The following is a 15,376-nucleotide window of genomic DNA, read 5'->3' as shown; positions in this document are numbered from 1 at the left end:
CTCGCCGGTGTCAGCGGTCACGGCCATCGCCGAACTCCACCCGTACCGGGAAACCTGCCGGCAGATCCGCGGCATCCCTGCCCAGGTCGATTTCGGCCAGATAGCTCAGGCGCGCGGCGTCCTTGCCGGTCAGTGCGTAGTACGGCGTGAACACCGGCTCGCTGCGCATCATGCGGACCTTGCCGGCGTAGACCTGGTCGCGGCCATCGACGTGCACGCGCACCGGATCGCCCACCTTGACCCGGCTGCGCAGCGGCTCGGGGACATAGATGCGCGCATAGGGCGTCTCCCCGACCAGCATGACCGCCAGTGGCGCGCCGACCGGCGCCTGATCTCCCAATCGGTACGGCAGGCTGTCGACGCGACCGGCGCGGGGCGCCACCACGGTGAGCTTGTCCAGGGTCACCGACTGCACCGCCGCCTGCGCCTCGGCGGCGGCCAGCGCCGCTTCGCCCTGCGCCAGTTGCTCCGGGCGGGTGCCACGCTCCAGTTCCAGCAACGCGGCCTGGGCCGAGCGCACCTGGGCGGCGGCGTTGTCGGCGGCGGCGCGCGCGCGATCGACTTCGGACGCAGCCACCAGTTGCTGCCGGCCCAGCGGTTGCAGGCGGTTGAAATAGGCGCGGGTGTCGCTGGCCTGCGCCTGCGCCGCCGCCAGCGCGGCGCGCGCCTGCGCGATAGCTTCCACGCGGGGCCCGGCCTGGAGTTCCGCCAGCACGTCGCGGCTCTGCCGCGCCTGCGCGCGCGACGCTTCCAGTTGCGACTGCGTGCGGGCCAGTTCGAGCTGCAACAGCGGGGCGCCGGCCGCGACCTGCTGCCCCTCGCGCACGTCGACGCGCACGATCCTTTCGGCGACGGGCGCGGGCAAGGTCACCCGGTCCCATTCCAGCGTACCCAGCGCCTGCGGCGCCGCGGGCTTGCAGGCGGCCAGCGCCAGCACCAGCGCGGCCATCATCAGGTTGCGCTCATTTCGCATCGTCCAGCTCCAGTCCGCGGTCCAGCAGCACCAGCGTGTGCCGGCGCAGGTCATCGAAATCGACATCGGCGGCGCCGAACAGCGCGCGCCAGATCGGCGCTCCCGCCAACGGGAAAAAGGTCAGCCCGACCAGCGACACCATCAACAGGCGCGGATCCAGATCCGGATTCAGGCGTCCCTGCTGTTGCGCCTCGGCGAAGCGGGTCGCCATCATCCGCGGCAGCAGCGGACCAATCTGCTCGATGAGCAGGTCGCGCAGCGCCCCGCCCTCGCACAGTACTTCGCGCACCCACAGGGTCGGCAGCCACGGATGACGCGCCACCAGGCCACCCACGCCATGCACGAACGCGGCGATCAGGGCGGCCACGTCGCCCTGCGCCCGCGCTACCGGCTCGCGCAGTTGCGCCACCACCGGCAGCAGCCGTTCGCCCACCACGGCCTGCTGCAGTTGCGGCTTGTCGCCGAAGTAGTAATGCACCAGCGCCGGCGTCACCCCCGCCTCGCCGGCGATGTCGCGCAGCGATGTGGCGGCGATGCCCTGGCGGACGAAGCAGGCGAGCGCGGCGTCGAGCAGGCGTTCGCGCTGATCGATCTGGTCGGCGCCGGGGCGGCCGGGAGTGCGCTTGCGCCGGGACGGCGTCGTGCTTCCGGCGACAGTGGGTCTGGCGCGTGTTCGGGAGGGGGGTCTGGACATGGCGCGCATTATTTAATTCATCATTTAATTAATGCAAGCGCGCGCCGACGAGCGGTCGTGCCGGCTGGCGCCTCGCGGGATCGCGGTTTAACCTTCGCGGCCTGACACTTCGGCCGAGGAACGCCGCCGTGATCCAGCCCGACCGCTGATCTGCCGCTTGCAAATCCCACGCGCCCGCTCCAGATAGGACCGGCCGAACCCCGTTTCGTCTACGCCTGCCGTCCGGCACCCGCGGGCCGCCCCGCGGTCGTCCGCTGGGCCGGGCCACCGCCACCGTCTTTCATCCATGACCGTACCCAGCAAACGCGAATTCACCCTGGAACCCGAAACCGCCGAGCGCCTGGCCAACCTGGCCGGCCCGTTCGATGCCCATCTGCGCCAGATCGAACTGCGCCTCGGCGTGGAAATCGCCAACCGAGGCGCCATCTTCCGGGTCACCGGGCCGGAGAGGGCGGTGGCTGCCGCCGAAAAGCTGCTGCGTTCCCTCTACGAGGAAACCGCCAGCGAGACCTTCGACAGCGAGGCGATCCACCTGCGCCTCAACGACGCCAATGTCGATCATGTCGCCGCCGGTGGCTTCGAACCGCAGGAAGTGGCGATCAAGGTCAAGCGCGGCACCGTGCGCGGTCGCGGCGCCAACCAGGCCAACTACCTGCATGCCATCGCCACCCACGACATCAACTTCGGCATCGGCCCGGCCGGCACCGGCAAGACCTTCCTGGCGGTGGCCAGCGCGGTCGAGGCGCTGAACGAGTCGCGGGTGCAGCGCCTGATCCTGGTGCGTCCGGCGGTGGAGGCCGGCGAGAAGCTGGGCTTCCTGCCCGGGGATCTCACCCAGAAGGTCGATCCCTATCTGCGCCCGCTGTACGACGCCCTGTACGAGATGCTCGGCGTGGAGAAGGTCGTCAAGCTGCTGGAAAAGAACGTGATCGAGATCGCGCCGCTGGCCTACATGCGCGGACGCACGCTTAACGACGCGTTTGTCATCCTCGACGAGGCGCAGAACACCAGCATCGAGCAGATGAAAATGTTCCTGACCCGCATTGGCTACGGCAGCACCGCCGTGGTTACCGGCGATCTGACCCAGATCGACCTGCCGCGCCACCAGAAGTCCGGCCTGAAGGACGCGCTGGACGTCCTGCGCAACGTGGACGGCATTTCCTTCACCTTCTTCAGCAGCCGCGACGTGGTCCGCCATCCGCTGGTGGCGCGCATCGTCCAGGCTTACGATGCGCGCGAGGGCAAGGATTCGGAGACAGGTCCGGCATGACGCAGGGTCCGACACGGCTGGAGGTTTCGGTGAGCTATGCGCTGCCGCGCGCGGGCCTGCCCGCGGCGGTGAGCTTCCGCAAATGGGTGGCCGCGGCGCTGCGCGGGCGCATCCGCGAGGCCGATCTGGCGATCCGCATCGTCGACAGCAAGGAAGGCCGCGCGCTCAACCGCCACTATCGCGGGCGCGATTACGCGACCAACGTGCTGAGTTTTCCGGCCGACGTGGCCGAAGGCGTCAAGCTGCCGAAGGGCGTGAAGATGCCGCTGCTGGGCGATCTGGTGATCTGCGCGCCGGTGGTGGCGCGCGAGGCGCGCGAGCAGAAGAAGACGCTCGCCGCCCACTACGCCCACCTGACCGTCCATGGCACCCTGCACCTGCTGGGCTGGGACCACGAGGACGACAAGGAAGCCGAGTGCATGGAGCAGCTGGAACGCGAGATCCTGGCCGAACTCGGCATCGACGATCCCTACGCCGAACAGTAGTCCCGGCCGCGTCCAGCGGCTACGCTTCGGGTTCCCGAAATCGCGGATCGACCCGAATGCGCCCTGCCCGCCCCTCCTTCGTCCTGTTGCTGCTGGCGCTGGCCGTCGTTGGGGATGCACGGAGCGCGGCGGATGAAGCATCGCCTGCCGTGCCTCCGGCCAAGGTCGACATCGCCCGGCTGATCAGCTGTCAGGGCCAGCCCGAGGAATTCATGGCCCTGGCCACCGCCCTGCAGGATCCGCTGCAGGCGGTTTCGCTGGGCTGGCGGCCACTGCCCCAGAGCAACATGTTCCTGAGCGAGTACGCGCTCAACGCGCCGGTGACGGTGTTCGGCCATCGCAGCGAGCGCATCGCCTTCGCCGGCTCCAGCGTGATGGCGGTGCTGGACCTGCCGGACCCGCGCCCGCTGGCGAAGGAACTGGCGCTGGAAACGGCGGTCGACACCCCCGGGAAGGCCATGTTCGGCAAGGAGCTGGTCAGCGAGGAAGTCCGCGATCCGGCCACCGGCGCAACCCTGGTCCGCTCGCTGGTGCTGAACGTCTCCAACGTCACTTCCCACCCCGGCAAGACCCTGGTCGGCTGCACCTACAGCATTGATCCGCTTGAGGATGAGCCGGCCGAGGCGCCCGCCGGCGGCTGAGCGTCCGCCACGCCTGCTAGACTCTGCCCCGTCGCCCGCGTCGCGGGCGCCCCTTTCCGAGAGATGTCAGAAGACGACAGTACCCCCGCGCCGGAACACCACGAAAAACGGCGCAGCTGGCTGGAACGCCTGAGTTCGGCGTTTTCCGGCGAACCCACCTCCCGCGAAGACCTGGTCGCGATCCTGCGCGATGCGCAGAGCGACGGCCTGATCGGCGGCGACACCCTGCGGATGATGGAAGGCGCGCTGACGGTCGCCGAACTGACCGTGGGCGACGTCATGGTGCCGCGCGCGCAGATGATCTCGCTGCCTGTGGATGGCCGCTTCCTGGACCTGATGAAGCTGGTGGTCGAATCCGGCCATTCGCGTTTCCCCGTCCATGGCGACAACAAGGACGAAATCCTCGGCATCCTGCTGGCCAAGGACCTGCTGCGCGGCGTGGTGGCCGACAATGGCCCGGGCAGCATCCGCGAACTGCTGCGCCCGGCGGTGCTGATCCCCGAGTCCAAGAAGCTCAACCTGCTGCTCAAGGAATTCCGGCTCTCGCGCAACCACATGGCGATCGTGGTCGACGAGTACGGCGGCGTCGCCGGCGTGGTCACCATCGAGGACGTGCTGGAGCAGATCGTCGGCGAGATCGACGACGAACACGACGAAGCCGAGGACGACGCCTCGCTGATCGCGGTCCAGGCCGACGGCCAGTACGTGGTCGACGCGCTGACGCCGATCGCCGATTTCAACGAACGCTTCGGTGCGGACTTCCCGGATGACGAATACGACACCATCGGCGGCCTGGTCACGTCCGCCATCGGCCACCTGCCGGAAGCCGGCGAGGAACTCACCCTGGGCCGGTTCGCCTTCCGCGTGGCCAAGGCCGACGCGCGCCGCGTGCACGCCTTCCACGTCGGCATCCTGGCCGACGCCTGACGTGCTGCGCCGCCTGCTCCTGATCGCCGCGCTGTGGTTGCTGGCGGCATCGGCCTTCGCCGCGCCGCGCATCGGCGTGGCGACCATGCAACCCGGCGAGGTGTTCTTCGAACGCTTCGGCCACAACGCCATCGTGGTCGTGGATCCCGCCACCGGCGCGGCCACCTCCTACAACTTCGGCTACTTCAATCCGGGTGAACCGGATTTCGTCGGCAACTTCGCCCGCGGCGTGATGCAGTACTACCTGGTCGACCTGCCGCTGGACGAGGACATGGCGCAGTATCGCCAGAGCGGCCGCGGGGTGCGCCTGCAATGGCTGGACCTGCCGCCGGAACAGGCGCAGGCGCTGGCCGATACGCTGGCGGTGCGGGCGCGGCCCGAGAACGCGCGCTACCGCTACGACTACTTCACCGCCAACTGTTCGACCCAGGTCCGCGACGCGCTGGACGCGGCGATGGGGGGCGCGCTGAAGCCGCAGCTGGCCGGCCGTTCGCGCGGCAACACCTACCGCAGCGAGAGCGTGCGGCTGGCCTCGCCGGCGACCTGGATGTGGCTGGGCTTCGACGTCGGTCTCGGCCCCTCCTCGGATCTGCCCATGTCGCGCTGGGAGGAAGCCTTCATCCCGATGCGCCTGGCCGACAGCCTGCGCGAAGCGAAGAACGCCGCCGGCCGGCCGCTGGTGCAGGCCGAGGCCGAACTGCTGCCGCACCGGATCGCACCGGAGCCGGCCGAGACGCCGCGGCGCTGGTGGCCGTGGCTGTTGATCGGCCTGGCCGTCGCCGTCGCGCTCACCCTGGTCGGGCGTCGTCATCCGCGCGCGGTGGCCGCCGTCGCGCTGCCGTTCTGGCTGCTGTGCGCGATCGCCGGCGGATTGCTGGTCTATCTGTGGGGTTTCAGCGAACACTGGGCCGCCTGGCGCAACCACAACCTGCTGCTGCTCAATCCGCTCTGCCTGCTGCTGGTTCCCGGCGCGATCGCCGTGCTGCGCCGCCGCAATCCGGGCCGGCTGTTCCGCGGCGTGCTGACGGCCGTCGCGCTGTGCGCGTTGTTCGCCTGGTTCGTGCAGTGGCTGCCTTTCGCCTTCGGCTATCAGTACAACCAGTCCTGGATCGCGTTGCTGCTGCCCGTCCACCTCGCGCTCGCATACGTATTCAAACGGTCGCCTCACGCCGGCTGACGCAGGATGCGGACTCTCCCGCCGCACCACGCAGGGTCCGCATGTTGATTCGACTGTTCGCACTGGCCGTCCTGTCCGTTCCCCTGGCCGCGCTCGCCGCGCCGGCCGCGCGCGTCAGCTCGCCGGACGGACGCATCGTGGTGGAACTGGACGCCGATCCCGATGGCCGCCCGACCTACACCGTGCAGCGCGACGGCAAGCCGCTGCTGGCGCCGTCGCGGCTGGGCTTCCTGCTGGTCGACACGCCCAAACTGGATCGCGCCATCGCGGTGACCGCGCCGCGCATGCGCTCGTTCGACGAGACCTGGGAACAACCCTGGGGCGAGCGTCGCCGCATCCGCAACCGCTACAACGAACTGCGCGTGACCCTCGCCGAGAACGCCGGGCCGCGCCGGCACCTGGACCTGGTGTTCCGCGTATACGACGACGGCCTGGGCTTCCGCTACGAGTTTCCCCGCCAGGATGGCCTGCCGACGGTGAAGATCCGCGAGGAGCTGACCGAGTTCGCCCTCGCCGGCGACGCCACCGCCTGGTGGATTCCGGCTGGCGAATGGAACCGCGAGGAGTACCTGTACCACCGCACCCCGGTGGAGGAAGTCGGCGACGCGCAGACGCCGATCACCTTCAGGCTGGCCGACGGCACCCATCTGTCGATCCACGAGGCCGCACTGGTCGACTATTCCGGCATGAACCTCACCCGTGTGGAAGGACGCCGGCTGAAGGCGCTGCTGACACCGGGCATCGACGGTGCCAAGGTGATCCGCGAAGCGCCGTTCAACACGCCCTGGCGCAGCGTGCAGATCGCCGACGACGCCGGTGGTCTGGTGACCTCTTCCCTGATCCTCAACCTCAACGAACCCAACGTGCTGGGCGAGGTGTCGTGGGTCAAGCCGATGAAGTACGTCGGCGTCTGGTGGGAAATGCATCTGGACACCAGGACCTGGGCCTCGGGGCCGCGCCACGGCGCCACCAACGAGAACGTGATGAAGCACATCGACTTCGCCGCGAAGCACGGCTTTGGCGGCGTGCTGGTCGAAGGCTGGAACGTCGGCTGGGATGGCGACTGGTTCGGCAACGGCGAGGACTTCAGCTTCACCCGTTCGTATCCCGATTTCGATCTGGAGAAACTGGGCGCGTACGCGAAGTCGAAGGGCGTCGTCCTGATCGGCCACCACGAGACATCGGCCAACGCCGCCCATTACGAATCACAGATGGGCGCGGCGTTCGATCTGTACCAGCGCGTCGGCGTGCCGGCGGTCAAGACCGGCTACGTGTCGGACGCCGGCCAGGCCAAGGTGGTCGGCGGGGATGGCAGGATTCACTACGCCTGGCACGAAGGCCAGGACATGGCCCGCCATCACCTGAAGGTGGTGACCGAAGCGGCCCGGCGCCATATCGCCATCAACGCCCACGAACCGATCAAGGACACCGGCCTGCGCCGCACCTATCCCAACTGGATCTCGCGCGAGGGTGCGCGCGGCATGGAGTACAACGCCTGGGGCAACCCCGGCAATCCGCCCGAACATGAAGCCATGCTGGTGTTCACCCGGCTGCTGGCCGGACCGATGGATTTCACGCCCGGCATCTTCGGCATGAAGACCCGCTCCCCGGATGGCGTGGCGACCACCTGGGCCAAGCAGCTCGCGCTGTACGTGGTCATCTACAGCCCGATCCAGATGGCAGCGGACCTGCTTGAGAACTACGAGGCCAACCCGGGCCCGTTCCAGTTCATCAAGGACGTGCCGGTGGACTGGGAAGACACCCGCGTGCTCAATGGCGAGGTCGGCGACTACGTGACCATCGTCCGCAAGGATCGCCATGGCGACAACTGGTACCTGGGCGCGATCACCGACGAGGAGCCGCGCACGCTGAAGGCGCCGCTGTCGTTCCTGGATCCAGGCCGCCGCTACACCGCGCAGATCTACCGCGACGGCCCGAAGGCGAACTGGAAGGGCGCGCGCGAGGACATCGTCATCGAGGAGCGCGAAGTGGGTGCCGCCGACACGCTGGAACTCAGGCTGGCGCCGGGCGGCGGCCAGGCGATCCGCTTCGTGGCGAAGTAGGTTTCTTCTCCTCCGCAGGAGCGACGTCGGTCGCGGCCATGCCCCACGGCCAAGCGCCGTGGCCCCCACCGGGAATCGACCGGTCGTCCGGATGGCGGTCGCCACTGACGTTGCTCCAGGGAGCAATGGCGGCCGCTTGCCGCTCAGGGTCAACTGGCGCACGATCCGGCCCATGAACCAATCGCCCTCGCTGAACCCGGTCCAGAACGACCTGCCCAGTTGCGTCATCAATTGCGCCGTCTATGACCAGCACGGCAAGCGCCGGGACATCACCCTGGACGAGATCAGCGACGTGCTGGCGGTCGAGGACGGCACCTTCATCTGGGTCGGCCTGTACGAGCCCGCCGACTCGGTGCTGGAAAAGCTGCAGGAGGAATTCTGCCTGCACGATCTGGCGGTGGAGGATGCACAGAACGCGCACCAGCGCCCCAAGCTGGAGGCCTATGGCAACTCGCTGTTCATCGTCATGCAGACCGCGCAGGTGGTGGACGATCGGATCCGCTATGGCGAGACCCATGCCTTCCTCGGGCCGCGCTACCTGGTGACCGTGCGCCACGGCGCGTCGCTGTCGTACGCGCCGGTGCGCGAACGGGTCCAGCGCGAACCGGATCTGCTGGGATTGGGACCCTCCTACGGCCTGTACGCGGTGCTCGATTTCATCGTCGACAATTACCGCCCGATCGTCGACGAGTTCCGCCAGACCCTGGACACGCTGGAGAAGGACATCTTCGCCGACACCTATCGCCGGGTGACCGTGGTCAAGCTGTACGAACTCAAGCGCGAGCTGACCAAGATGCGCCTGGCGGTGGCGCCGCTGCAGGATGTGCTGGCGCAACTGTCGCGCACCCAGAGCCCGCTGATTCCCGAGGAAGTGCGGCTGTATTTCCGCGACGTGCATGACCACGCGCTGCGGGTCAACGAGTCCACCGACACCCTGCGCGAAATGCTGACCACCGCGCTCAGCGTCAACCTGTCGCTGGTGACGCTGGCCCAGGGCGAGACGGTCAAGCGCTTGGGCGCCTGGGCCGCGCTGCTGGCCGCGCCGACCCTGATCACCAGTTGGTACGGCATGAACTTCGAGCACATGCCGGAGCTGGCCGGCCGGTTCTCCTATCCCCTGCTGATGGTCGGCGTGGCGGCGGTCTGCATCGGCCTGTACCGCCTGTTCAAGCGCGTCCGCTGGCTGTAGCGGCGGCGGTGACGCAGGCCCGGTTTCGACCAAAGTCGAAGCCGGGAATCCGGCTTACGGATTGACCCTCTCCCGGCATCGGAGGACTCTAGCGGGAGTCTCCGTGGAGGGTGGATTCATGAAAGGTCTGTCGAAACTCGGCTGGGCGGCACTGGCCGTTCTCGGCGCATTCGCGCTGGGCACGGTGGCGCTCCGCCGCGGCGAGCACATCAACGCGATCTGGATCGTCACCGCGGCGGTTTCGATCTACCTGATCGCCTACCGCTTCTATGCGCAGTTCATCGCCGGCAAGGTGATGCAGCTCGATCCCACCCGCGCCACCCCCGCGGTGCTCCGCAACGACGGACTGGATTACGTGCCCACCAACCGGCACGTGCTGTTCGGCCACCACTTCGCCGCGATCGCCGGCGCCGGCCCGCTGGTGGGTCCGGTGCTGGCCGCGCAGATGGGCTACCTGCCCGGCCTGCTGTGGCTGGTGGTCGGCGTGGTCCTGGCCGGCGCGGTGCAGGATTTCATGGTGCTGTTCATCTCCAGCCGCCGCGACGCGCGTTCGCTCGGCGATCTGGTGCGCGAGGAGATGGGGCCCATCCCCGGCACCATCGCGCTGTTCGGCGCCTTCCTGATCATGATCATCATCCTGGCGGTGCTGGCGATGGTGGTGGTCAACGCGCTGGCCGAGAGCCCGTGGGGCATGTTCACCGTCGCCGCCACGATGCCGATCGCGATCCTGATGGGCATCTACATGCGCTACATCCGGCCCGGCCGGATCGGCGAAATCTCCGTCGTCGGCCTGATCCTGCTGCTGGGCGCGATCTGGCTGGGCGGCAAGGTCGCCGCGGATCCCGTCTGGGGACCGGCCTTCACTTTCTCCAAGGAATCCATCACCTGGATGATGGTCGCCTACGGCTTCATCGCCTCGGTGCTGCCGGTGTGGCTGTTGCTGGCGCCGCGCGATTACCTCTCCACCTTCCTCAAGATCGGCACCATTGTCGCCCTGGCGATCGGCATCCTGATCGTGATGCCGGATCTGAAGATGCCGGCGGTCACCGAATACGCCCGCACCGGCATGGGCCCGGTCTGGACCGGCGGCCTGTTCCCGTTCCTGTTCATCACCATCGCCTGCGGCGCCGTGTCCGGCTTCCACGCGTTGATTTCCTCGGGCACCACGCCCAAGCTGCTGGCCAGCGAAGGCCACATGCCCTATATCGGCTACGGCGGCATGCTGATGGAATCCTTCGTCGCGGTGATGGCGCTGGTCGCGGCCTCGATCATCGAACCGGGCGTGTACTTCGCGATGAATTCGCCGCCGGCCGCGGTCGGCAGCGACGTGGTCGCGGTCGCCGCCAAGGTCAGCGAATGGGGCTTCAGCGTCAGTCCCGACGTGCTCACCGCCACCGCCAAGGACATCGGCGAAAGCACCATCCTCAACCGCGCCGGCGGCGCCCCCACGCTGGCGGTGGGCATCGCCCAGATCCTGCACAGCGTGCTTCCTGGCGAGGACACGATGGCGTTCTGGTACCACTTCGCGATCCTGTTCGAGGCCTTGTTCATCCTCACCGCGGTCGACGCCGGCACCCGCGCGGGCCGCTTCATGCTGCAGGATCTGCTCGGCAATTTCGTCCCCGCCATGCGCCGCACCGAATCCTGGGCAGCGAACATCATCGCCACCGGCGGCTGCGTCGCGCTGTGGGGCTACCTGCTCTACACCGGCGTGACCGATCCCTTCGGCGGCATCAAGACACTGTGGCCGCTGTTCGGCATCTCCAACCAGATGCTCGCCGGCATCGCGCTGATGCTGGGCACGGTGGTGCTGTTCAAGATGAAGCGTGATCGCTACGCCTGGGTCACCGCGGTTCCGGCGGTCTGGCTGCTGCTGTGCACGACCACCGCCGGCCTGCTGAAGATCTTCGACAGCAACCCGGCGCAGGGCTTCCTGGCGCAGGCGCACAAGTACCAGGCCGCGATCGCCTCGGGCACCGTCACCGCGCCGGCCAAGACCATGGGCGAAATGCACAAGATCGTGGTCAACGCCTACGTCAACACAGGTCTTACCGCGCTGTTCCTGTTCGTGGTGGGCGCAATCCTGATCTACGCGATCAAGACCATTCTGGCTGCCCGCCGCAGCACGGTCCGGACCGATCGCGAGACGGCCTACGTCAAGGTCGATCCGCAACAGCTGGCGAACCTGTGATGGGCACCGCGCTCGTTCCCGTCAGCCATTACCAGATGCACCGCCGGGTGTGGCGCCGGCTGGTGCAGACGGCGCGGCTGTGCTGCGGCGTGCCGGACTACGACAACTACGTCCGGCACATGCTGGAGAAACATCCGGATCGCGAGGTCATGGATTACAAGACCTTCTTCCGCGAGCGCCAGGAAGCGCGCTATGGCGGGAAGAGCGGGTTCCGTTGCTGCTGATCCGATCGGTTGCCTGACAAGAAAAGGGCGAAGCCACGGCTTCGCCCTTCTTGTTTCCATCACGCGTGCATCGGGTTTGCCTTCATCCCTGCCCCGCCATCGCGCGCAGGGTGATGCCGACCACGTACGCCGCGCCGGTGCCGGTGGCGTAACCCAGCGTACCCAGCAGCACGCCCACCGGCGCCAGCGCCGGATGGAAGGCGGTCGCCAGCACCGGTGCGGAGGCCGGGCCGCCGATGTTGCTCTGCGAGGCGATGGCGAAATAGAAGAACGGGGTGCGCAGCAGCTTGCCGACGCCCCACAGCAGCGCGATATGCACCGCGATCCACAGCACGCCGAGCAGGAACAGCCAGGGACGTTCCAGCAGCGCCAGCAGATCCATCTGCATGCCGATGCAGGCAATCAGGAAGTACAGGAACATCGAACCCCACTTGGACGCGCCGACGCCTTCCAGCGTGCGCATGCGGGTGAAGCTCAGCAGCAGGCCGGCGAAGGTCGCCAGCAGCACCACCCACACGAATGGCTTGTCCAGGCTGACCATCGGCGACCAGGCGACGTTGGCGGCGAACCAGTCCGCCAGCGGCGCGGCGACCGCGTGCGCCAGCCCCACCGTGCCGAACGCCACGCCGCCCAGCACCATCAGATCCGACAGCGCGGGAATGCGCGCGTGCTGGGCCTGGTAGCTGGCAATGCGCTCGCGCAGTTCGTCGATGGCCGAGGTATCCGCGCCGCTATGGCGATCCAGCGCGGGCGCACGCGCGGCGAAGAAGATCAGTACCGCCATCCACACGTAGCCGACGCCCACGTCGACCACCGCGAACTGGCCGAAGGTGGTCGCGTTGACCTCGAAGATTTCCTTCATCGCCAGCATGTTCGCGCCGCCGCCGATCCAGCTGCCGGCCAGCGCGGCCATGCCGGCCCAGGTGTCGCCGGCGACGGTTTCGGGATGGAACCAGCCCATCACCTGGAACGCCACCACCGCGCCCAGCATGATGCTGAGCACCGCGGCGATGTACATCACCAGCATCTTCCAGCCAAGGCCGAGGATGCCTTTCAGATCGATGCTGAGGGTGAGCAGCACCAGCGCGGCCGGCAGGAACACGTCGCGCGCCACCGGGTTGTAGAGCTTGGTGTTCTCGCCGTCGATCAAGCCGACGGTGTTGTAGACGCCGGGAATGAAGTAGCACAGCAGCAGCGCGGGCACGAAGCTGTAGAACTTGCGCAGATGGCGGTTCTCGCTGCTGGACGTCCAGAAGATTACGCCCAGCGTGGCGGCGATCAGCCCGAAAACGATGATGTCGTTGTTGATGAGTGCGCCGGTGCCTGCTGCCGCCATCCGGTATCTCTCCCCTGGTGATGAAAGGGTGCCTTCGGCTCAGCCGTTTCCCTGGCACGAAAAAAGGCGCGCCGCGGATGCGGCGCGCCCTGCGCGCGTCACTGGCCGATGTGCTGCTTCAGCCAGGCATTGACGGTGTCGTGCCACTGCACGCTGTTCTGCGGCTTCAGCACCCAGTGGTTCTCGTCCGGGAAGTACAGGAACTGCGACTTGATGCCCTGCCGCTGCAGCGCGGTGAACGCGGCCAGGCCCTGCTCGACCGGAATGCGGTAGTCCAGCTGGCCGTGCACGATCAGCATCGGCACCTTCCAGTCCTTGACGTGGTTGACCGGATTGAACTTCTCGTAGTTCGCCGGCACCGCGTACGGCGTGCCGCCCTGTTCCCATTCGGTGAACCACAGTTCCTCGGTCGAGTAACCCATCATGCGCTGGTCGAACACGCCGTCGTGGTTGACCAGGCACTTCCACGGCTGGTTCCAGTTGCCGGCGATCCAGTTGACCATGAAGCCGCCGTAGCTGGCGCCCAGCGCGCAGGCCTTGTCGCCGTCCAGGAAGGTGTACTTCTGCTGCGCCGCGGCCCAGCCCTTCTGCAGATCCTCCAGCGGGCGATCGCCCCAGTGCTGGCTGATCGCGTCGGTGAAGGCCTGGCCGTAGCCGGTGGACCCGTGGAAATCGATCATCACCACCGCGTAGCCCTGGCCCGCGTAGGTCTGCGGGTTCCAGCGATAGCTCCAGCCGTTGCCGAAGCTGCCCTGCGGGCCGCCATGGATCAGGAACGCGACCGGATACTTCTTGCCTTCCTGGTAGTTGTACGGCTTGACCACGTAACCGTGCACGGTTTCGTTGTTCCAGCCCTTGAAGCTGAACTGCTCGAAGTCGCCGAAGGACACGTCCGCCAGCATCTCCTGCGCGCTCTGGGTGATCGCGCGTTCCGGCGCGCCGCCCAGCGAGGTCGTGAACAGCTGGTCGCCGCTCTTGAGCGAGTTGCGGGTGAAGGCGAGCGTGTCGCCCGCGATCTCGAACGCGGAGATGCTGCCGTTGCCGACCACCTTGTCGGCCTTGCCACTGGCGATGTCGACCACGAACAGCGGATGCTCGCCCATGTCCTGGGCGGTGGTGTAGATGCGCTTGCCGTCGGCCGACAGGGTGATGCCGTCGGCGGAGCGATCCCACGCCGCGGCGATTTCACGCGGCGCGCCGCCGGCGGCGTCCATCGCCATCAACGCGAAGCGGTCGGCCTCGAAGCCGGGGCGCTTCATCGCGCGGTAGTAAAGGGTCTTGCCGTCCGCGCTGAACACCGGGCCGGTATCCCAGGCCGGGTTGGCGGCGGTGAGGTTGGTCGGGGTGCCGCTGCCGTCGGCGGCGATGCGGTAAAGATCGAAATTGGTCGACCAAGGCTCGCCCTTGGGCTGCACGCGCATGCTGGCGACCAGCGACTGGCCGTCCGGCGCCCAGGTGTACTCGTCGGCGCCACCGAACGGCTTGGAGGGCGTGTCGCCATCCAGCGTGTCGGTCAGCGAAACCGCGCTGGCGACCGGCTGCGCGCCGGCGCCGGGCAACGCCGCCAAGAACAGGCGGCTGCGGCGGCCATCGGCCCAGGTATCCCAATGGCGCACGAACATGTTGTCGAACAGCACGCCGGTGTTCTTCCTGGCGGCGGTGGCGTCGAGCTTCTTCCGGGTGCAGGCGAAATCGGCCTTGCAGTCGGCGAAGGTGTCGGCGCTGAACGCGATGCGGCTGCCGTCCGGCGAAATCTTGTAGCTGCCCACGTCCAGCGCGAAGCCGGTGAGCTGGCGCGGCTCGCCGCCGGCGACCGGAATCGCGTAGAGCTGCTGGGTGCCGGATTTGCCGCTGAGGAAATAGACGGTCTTGCCGTCGGCGGAGAACGAGGGGGAATTGACGCTCCAGCCTTCCGGGGTCAGCCGCTTCGGCGGCGCCATGTCACGGGTCAGCAGGTTGCGCACGTAAAGGCCGGTGCCGGCCTTGGTCAGTTCCTTGTCGATCTGGCGCTTGGCGAATACCACCACGCGGCCATCCGGCGAAAGCGCCGGCGAGGAGACCCGATCCAGCGCGGCCAGGTCACGGATGTCGAGGCCCCGCTGGGCGGCGAACGCCGGCAGGGTCGCCAGCAGGCAGAGGGGCAGTACGGCGAGACGCAGTTTCATCCGGGGCTCCGGGCAAACAGGAAAACCCCGATGTTAGGCCG

Annotated in this window: 13 protein-coding genes; 9 read left to right on the top strand and 4 right to left on the bottom strand. The window is 67.8% G+C overall.

Going from position 1 to position 15,376, the window contains the following annotated elements; all coding sequences use genetic code 11:
* Positions 1–10 precede the first annotated feature (10 nt).
* Both ACTHN1_RS03605 and ACTHN1_RS03600 read right to left on the bottom strand, forming a co-directional pair.
* Positions 11–973 (bottom strand): HlyD family secretion protein, encoded by a 963-nt coding sequence (locus ACTHN1_RS03605; protein WP_440469606.1) that lies wholly within the window; start codon positions 971–973, stop codon positions 11–13.
* Positions 963–1,667, bottom strand: a complete 705-nt coding sequence (locus ACTHN1_RS03600) for a TetR/AcrR family transcriptional regulator (RefSeq protein WP_440469605.1) — start codon at positions 1,665–1,667, stop codon at positions 963–965. Before ACTHN1_RS03600 ends, ACTHN1_RS03605 begins: the two co-directional genes overlap by 11 nt.
* Positions 1,668–1,953: 286 nt before the next feature.
* Between ACTHN1_RS03600 and ACTHN1_RS03595 the strand changes: the two genes are divergently transcribed.
* From ACTHN1_RS03595 to ACTHN1_RS03555, 9 genes are all read left to right on the top strand, one after another.
* Positions 1,954–2,937, top strand: coding sequence for a PhoH family protein (locus ACTHN1_RS03595; RefSeq protein ID WP_440469604.1), 984 nt, complete (start codon positions 1,954–1,956; stop codon positions 2,935–2,937).
* The gene (gene ybeY / locus ACTHN1_RS03590) at positions 2,934–3,422 is read left to right on the top strand and encodes an rRNA maturation RNase YbeY (RefSeq protein ID WP_295378698.1); all 489 of its coding nucleotides are present in this window, start codon (positions 2,934–2,936) and stop codon (positions 3,420–3,422) included. The genes ACTHN1_RS03595 and ybeY overlap by 4 nt, the downstream gene beginning before the upstream one ends.
* Before the next feature lie 56 nt (positions 3,423–3,478).
* The gene (locus ACTHN1_RS03585) at positions 3,479–4,063 is read left to right on the top strand and encodes a hypothetical protein (RefSeq protein WP_440469603.1); all 585 of its coding nucleotides are present in this window, start codon (positions 3,479–3,481) and stop codon (positions 4,061–4,063) included.
* 63 nt (positions 4,064–4,126) lie between these two features.
* Positions 4,127–4,990, top strand: a complete 864-nt coding sequence (locus ACTHN1_RS03580; protein ID WP_440469602.1) for an HlyC/CorC family transporter — start codon at positions 4,127–4,129, stop codon at positions 4,988–4,990.
* Between the two features lies 1 nt (position 4,991).
* The gene (locus tag ACTHN1_RS03575) at positions 4,992–6,167 is read left to right on the top strand and encodes a lipoprotein N-acyltransferase Lnb domain-containing protein (RefSeq protein ID WP_440469601.1); all 1,176 of its coding nucleotides are present in this window, start codon (positions 4,992–4,994) and stop codon (positions 6,165–6,167) included.
* A 41-nt stretch (positions 6,168–6,208) separates the two neighbouring features.
* Complete coding sequence (locus tag ACTHN1_RS03570; protein ID WP_440469600.1) at positions 6,209–8,230, top strand: glycoside hydrolase family 97 protein; 2,022 nt, start codon at positions 6,209–6,211, stop codon at positions 8,228–8,230.
* 172 nt (positions 8,231–8,402) lie between these two features.
* Positions 8,403–9,419, top strand: a complete 1,017-nt coding sequence (locus ACTHN1_RS03565) for a magnesium and cobalt transport protein CorA (protein WP_440469599.1) — start codon at positions 8,403–8,405, stop codon at positions 9,417–9,419.
* A 118-nt stretch (positions 9,420–9,537) separates the two neighbouring features.
* Positions 9,538–11,610 carry a carbon starvation CstA family protein gene (locus tag ACTHN1_RS03560; RefSeq protein ID WP_440469598.1) on the top strand — a complete coding sequence of 691 codons (2,073 nt, stop codon included), beginning with the start codon at positions 9,538–9,540 and terminating at the stop codon, positions 11,608–11,610.
* Positions 11,610–11,834 carry a YbdD/YjiX family protein gene (locus ACTHN1_RS03555; RefSeq protein ID WP_440469597.1) on the top strand — a complete coding sequence of 75 codons (225 nt, stop codon included), beginning with the start codon at positions 11,610–11,612 and terminating at the stop codon, positions 11,832–11,834. The genes ACTHN1_RS03560 and ACTHN1_RS03555 overlap by 1 nt, the downstream gene beginning before the upstream one ends.
* A gap of 82 nt (positions 11,835–11,916) precedes the next feature.
* Here the strand turns inward: ACTHN1_RS03555 and ACTHN1_RS03550 are convergent, their stop codons facing one another.
* Both ACTHN1_RS03550 and ACTHN1_RS03545 read right to left on the bottom strand, forming a co-directional pair.
* Entirely contained in the window at positions 11,917–13,170 is a 1,254-nt protein-coding gene (locus ACTHN1_RS03550) for a DUF819 family protein (protein WP_440469596.1), read from the bottom strand.
* A gap of 98 nt (positions 13,171–13,268) precedes the next feature.
* Positions 13,269–15,335 carry a prolyl oligopeptidase family serine peptidase gene (locus ACTHN1_RS03545; RefSeq protein WP_440469595.1) on the bottom strand — a complete coding sequence of 689 codons (2,067 nt, stop codon included), beginning with the start codon at positions 15,333–15,335 and terminating at the stop codon, positions 13,269–13,271.
* Positions 15,336–15,376 lie beyond the last annotated feature (41 nt).

Origin of the sequence: Pseudoxanthomonas sp. (assembly GCF_051953815.1) — a bacterium.
Taxonomy (GTDB): Bacteria; Pseudomonadota; Gammaproteobacteria; order Xanthomonadales; family Xanthomonadaceae; genus Pseudoxanthomonas_A.
The sequence above is the reverse complement of the archived record's forward strand: the minus strand, read 5'-3'. Positions and strand labels throughout refer to the sequence as shown.

What these genes read in the sequence shown, in the direction of transcription:
- ACTHN1_RS03550 (WP_440469596.1), bottom strand. Translation starts at nt 13,170, where the DNA reads ATGGCGGCAGCAGGCACCGGCGCACTCATCAACAACGACATCATCGTT.
- ACTHN1_RS03580 (WP_440469602.1), top strand. Translation starts at nt 4,127, where the DNA reads ATGTCAGAAGACGACAGTACCCCCGCGCCGGAACACCACGAAAAACGG.
- ACTHN1_RS03585 (WP_440469603.1), top strand. Translation starts at nt 3,479, where the DNA reads ATGCGCCCTGCCCGCCCCTCCTTCGTCCTGTTGCTGCTGGCGCTGGCC.
- ybeY (WP_295378698.1), top strand. Translation starts at nt 2,934, where the DNA reads ATGACGCAGGGTCCGACACGGCTGGAGGTTTCGGTGAGCTATGCGCTG.
- ACTHN1_RS03565 (WP_440469599.1), top strand. Translation starts at nt 8,403, where the DNA reads ATGAACCAATCGCCCTCGCTGAACCCGGTCCAGAACGACCTGCCCAGT.
- ACTHN1_RS03560 (WP_440469598.1), top strand. Translation starts at nt 9,538, where the DNA reads ATGAAAGGTCTGTCGAAACTCGGCTGGGCGGCACTGGCCGTTCTCGGC.
- ACTHN1_RS03600 (WP_440469605.1), bottom strand. Translation starts at nt 1,667, where the DNA reads ATGTCCAGACCCCCCTCCCGAACACGCGCCAGACCCACTGTCGCCGGA.
- ACTHN1_RS03570 (WP_440469600.1), top strand. Translation starts at nt 6,209, where the DNA reads ATGTTGATTCGACTGTTCGCACTGGCCGTCCTGTCCGTTCCCCTGGCC.
- ACTHN1_RS03545 (WP_440469595.1), bottom strand. Translation starts at nt 15,335, where the DNA reads ATGAAACTGCGTCTCGCCGTACTGCCCCTCTGCCTGCTGGCGACCCTG.
- ACTHN1_RS03605 (WP_440469606.1), bottom strand. Translation starts at nt 973, where the DNA reads ATGCGAAATGAGCGCAACCTGATGATGGCCGCGCTGGTGCTGGCGCTG.
- ACTHN1_RS03555 (WP_440469597.1), top strand. Translation starts at nt 11,610, where the DNA reads ATGGGCACCGCGCTCGTTCCCGTCAGCCATTACCAGATGCACCGCCGG.
- ACTHN1_RS03595 (WP_440469604.1), top strand. Translation starts at nt 1,954, where the DNA reads ATGACCGTACCCAGCAAACGCGAATTCACCCTGGAACCCGAAACCGCC.